Source organism: Anoxybacillus sp. LAT27 (genome assembly GCF_022030075.1).
GTDB classification, from domain to species: Bacteria; Bacillota; Bacilli; order Bacillales; family Anoxybacillaceae; genus Anoxybacillus; species Anoxybacillus kestanbolensis.
Genome location: NZ_JAIWYK010000042.1, coordinates 1 through 834, shown reverse-complemented (window position 1 = coordinate 834; position 834 = coordinate 1). Strand labels below are relative to the sequence as shown.

3 protein-coding genes are annotated in these 834 nt (G+C 38.1%); all 3 read right to left on the bottom strand.

What is annotated here, in order from left to right:
• A partial coding sequence (locus LD028_RS02315; RefSeq protein WP_237810813.1) for an AAA family ATPase occupies positions 1-279 on the bottom strand: 279 nt, incomplete at its 3' end.
• A 14-nt stretch (positions 280-293) separates the two neighbouring features.
• Positions 294-506 (bottom strand): S4 domain-containing protein YaaA, encoded by a 213-nt coding sequence (gene yaaA / locus LD028_RS02310; RefSeq protein ID WP_006321152.1) that lies wholly within the window; start codon positions 504-506, stop codon positions 294-296.
• Positions 507-594: 88 nt separating this feature from the next.
• Positions 595-834, bottom strand: a 240-nt coding sequence (locus tag LD028_RS02305; protein ID WP_237810812.1) for a transposase, incomplete at its 5' end; no start/stop codon positions are given.

Genomic DNA, 834 nt, shown 5'->3' with positions numbered 1-834 from the left:
TTTCTTGCCTTTTTTTGACACAGTTAGTTGCAGAAAAATGGATCCGTTTTTCTTTCCTACTTTACCTTCTATTTTAGCATAATCTTCGTCCCAACGAATTAAATCTTTATCGTTCGTCGTTCGATGTGATTTCGCCATAGATAAAACATAAATGGATTCCATGATGTTCGTCTTACCTTGGGCATTTTCACCTAAAATGACGTTTACTTTATTTTGAAATTGCCAACAACCTTGTTCATAATTGCGGTAGTTTTTTAAAGTTAATTGTTCCAAAAACAAAGGTGCTCCCACCTTCACGAACAAATCGTAAATGTACCGATTGTTTTGATGTCGACAACGTCCCCTACCTTTAGCTTTCGCCCGCGACGTTGTTCCCGCTCACCATTAACAAATACATCGTTTGTTTGTAAAAACCATTTCGCCATCCCACCTGTTGAGATGACGTTCGCTAGTTTTAAAAATTGTCCGAGTGTAATGGTTTCTGTTGAAATTTTTATTTCTTTCATCCATCATCCGCTCACTTTCTATAAAAAGTGTCCATTCTTTCATTGTACTAAAAAAGAAAGGTGAAGAAAAGGAAAGCTGCTAGTTCATCTAGCAGCTCAGACTGTTGACAAAATGGTTGGAAGACACCTGTCTTTCAACCATTTTGTTCCATTTTGGCATTTGTCTCCCTTGATGAACCGTCGAAAATAACGACATACATAATTGAAAAAGAGGAGAGATGCCCATTCTCCATAGGCAGTTTGCTAATTTCTTTAAATTCATCGCAGCACAAACAAGCATCGCCTGCATCTGGTTTCTTTCCAATCCACGGTAATTTGTCCAGCGCAG

Coding starts and splice junctions, on each gene's coding strand:
- yaaA (WP_006321152.1), bottom strand. CDS start 506: ATGAAAGAAATAAAAATTTCAACAGAAACCATTACACTCGGACAATTT.